We start from the raw sequence: 2,818 nt of genomic DNA on the forward strand, positions 1-2,818 counted from the left end.
GATCGAATCGCCACGCTCGTTGGTGACGAACACCCGGTGGGTCGGCTCGGCCCACACCGGACCGGCCGCCAGGGCCAGGATCAGCAGGATTTCATTCCTCATGCGTTTCCCCGCACAGTTTGTGAAAGAACTTAGCCAAACGTATTTCAAGTACCCTAGACAAGATCGCGCTCCCTCCGGGACGTCACCGAGAAACTCCCTCCCCTGTCCGTGCTTTTTGCGGACGGGGGAGCAACCGTGTTTCTTGTCAAGCGATTTTGGCGGTCCAGGGTGAGTTGGACTTAAGCATGGCGTTCATGATGCTCAGCAACTTGCGCATGCAGGCGACGATGACTACCTTGGCGGGTTTCCCGGCCGCCTTCAGGTGGTCAGAGAAGGCCTTGATCGCGGCGTTCCAGCGGATGGCGGTGACCGTCGACATGTACAAGACGCTTCGCACCTCGGCACGCCCGCCCCAGATGCGGCGCTTGCCGCGGTGTTGTCCACTGTCGTTGGCGAGTGGTGCAACACCGGCCAATGCCGCGATGGCCTTGCGGTCCAGGGTGCCCAGTTCCGGCAGTTGGGCGAGCAGGGTCGCGGAGGTCGTGGGCCCCACCCCCGGGATGCTGCGCAGGAGGTCGTCCTTCGCGCGCCAGGCTGGGCTTGTGCGTAACCGCTTCGTCAACTCGGTATCGAACTCCGCGATGCGCTTGTCCAACCAGGCGATGTGCCTTTTCAGGCTTTTCTGCTGCGCCTTCGAGGCACGCGCCAGGCGCAGAGACTCTTGAACACGCATCTCCACCAACTGGCGTCGGCGGGTCACCAGATCGTCCAACTCTCGGGTGGCCGCATCCTTGATCGGGCGCACCTTGGGCCGGATGGCGCGGCTGAAATCCGCCAGTACCAAGGCGTCGATCCGATCCGTCTTGGCCAGCTGCCCCGTGGCCTTGGCATAGTCCCGGACTTGACGGGGATTGACCACCACCACCGGCAACCCCGCTACCATCAGGCGAGTAGCCAGATCGAGCTCCAGGCCGCCCGTGGCCTCCAGGACGATGAGCTGCGGTTTGGCCTCGCTCAACCGGTGCATCACTTCGGTGATGCCTACCTCGTCGTGGGCAAGGCTAACGCTCTGTCCGGAGGGACGAAATCCTAGGTCCAGGGTGTCCTTGGAAATGTCGATGCCAACAAAGATCTCAGTATTCTCGTTCATACCCAGCCTTGCAAAAATGCGGGCTCACGGGCCCAAGCAACCGTTCGGGTTATGCAGAGACACGGTGCGGCGCCCAACGCTCCCCCACGGGCTCGCGGTCCCAAGGGTCGGACGAGCTGCCACACCGAACCGGTGGATAGCCGTAGAGTCTGTGAACCGTTCGCCTACGGCGACACGGGGCCATAGAGATAAAAAAGCGCAGGGGGTCTCCCCCGCATGCCCCATTGCTCACAACCTCCACCGCTCATCATTCTGTCTGTCTACAAGCCATGAAAGCAACATACAAGGGTCAGGGTGGGGGTAAACCCCTCACCGAAGCTGACGCACCTCGTCACAAGCCGACGCGCCGCGTCAACTCCGCCACCCGTTTCGCCCGTATCCGCAAGGCCGAACGCGCCCCGCACGCGCTTCCATCCCGCCCATTCCGGCATTCCACCTGAGTCGAGGGTAAGCTGGCACACCCGCTGCACTCAGGCCTAATGCCCGCTAACGACCGCGGGCGGAAGGGATGATGCCCGGTCGTGAAGCTCAAGTTCGATCGTCACGTTACGACACTGTCCAGGGCTATCGGACCCCCCAACACAGTTCAACCTCAATAGGAGTTTTATACATGAAGAAGTACCAGCAAGGTTTCACATTGATTGAGTTGATGATCGTCGTGGCGATCATCGGTATCTTGGCGGCGGTTGCCATTCCGGCGTATCAGGATTACACCGTCCGCGCGAGGGTGACGGAAGGTCTAGGGCTCGCCGCTGCGGCAAAGACCACGGTCACCGAAAACGCAGCAGTCGGTGGCGAGTTCGATGCGGGATGGACGCCTCCAACGGAAACCGATGCAGTAACGAGCGTTGGCGTTAGCGGTGGCGCGGCCGGCGTCGGTACCATCACCATTACATATACCGCGCTCGCTGGTGGCGGCACAATAACAATGGTTCCGACTTCTGGTGGCGCCGCTCTTGCCACCGGTACGCCGCCGGGAAACTCTATCGATTGGAATTGCACCGGTGGCACCCTCGCGGCCAAATACCGTCCTGCGAACTGCCGCCCCGTAGCGCCGTAGCCAGCGTAGCCCGGATGCAGCGCAGCGAATCCGGGAAACCAAGGCAACTCCAAAGCCCCTCCCCGCGAGGGGCTTTTCTTTTGCCGGACAGGCGTCGTTCCCTAAGTTCCGCTGCGCTTCACCGAGGCTACGATCGGCCACCACGGATATCCGCAACGTACCCATCGTAGCCCGGATGGAGCGAAGCGAAATCCGGAAAACCACCCTCACAGCCACCGCGGCGCCTCCGGGCACCCACCGCAACTCCAAAGTCCCTCCCCGCGAATGGCTTTTCTTTTTGCTCCGCGTCGTCCTCCCCGTGGTTTCGGTTATGCGCCACGTACGCACGCTGTCCGCGCACCCGAAAGGTCGGCGCAAGACACAAGGGCGATCGCACGGCAGGCGTGGCGCGCTTTCTCGAGACTTGCCCAGCCTTGCATCCAGAATCCAGCACGATATACTAGAGTACTTGCATCATGAAATGTGATGCAAATGAGTCAAGTTTATCTGGTGGCGAGTTGTGCCTCCTGGCAGGCTTGGTCGATGAGGGTTTGAAGCCTCTCGAAGGCAGCGCGGATAGGGGAGTG

2 protein-coding genes are annotated in these 2,818 nt (G+C 61.5%); one reads left to right on the forward strand and one right to left on the reverse strand.

Translation table 11 applies throughout. The features are described from left to right. Positions 1-247 precede the first annotated feature (247 nt). A complete protein-coding gene (locus M3461_06100) occupies positions 248-1,192 on the reverse strand; it encodes an IS110 family transposase (protein ID MDQ3773952.1) in 945 nt (314 codons plus the stop codon). Positions 1,193-1,802: 610 nt separating this feature from the next. On the opposite strand from M3461_06100, the gene M3461_06105 reads away from it, so the two are divergent. Further along, positions 1,803-2,252, forward strand: a complete 450-nt coding sequence (locus M3461_06105) for a pilin (protein MDQ3773953.1) — start codon at positions 1,803-1,805, stop codon at positions 2,250-2,252. Positions 2,253-2,818 lie beyond the last annotated feature (566 nt).

This window comes from Pseudomonadota bacterium (assembly GCA_030860485.1).
In the GTDB taxonomy this organism is placed as follows: domain Bacteria; phylum Pseudomonadota; class Gammaproteobacteria; order JACCXJ01; family JACCXJ01; genus JACCXJ01.

Bases quoted from the DNA above. Each gene is read 5' to 3' on its own strand.
- M3461_06105 (MDQ3773953.1), top strand. From the start codon at position 1,803: ATGAAGAAGTACCAGCAAGGTTTCACATTGATTGAGTTGATGATCGTC.
- M3461_06100 (MDQ3773952.1), bottom strand. From the start codon at position 1,192: ATGAACGAGAATACTGAGATCTTTGTTGGCATCGACATTTCCAAGGAC.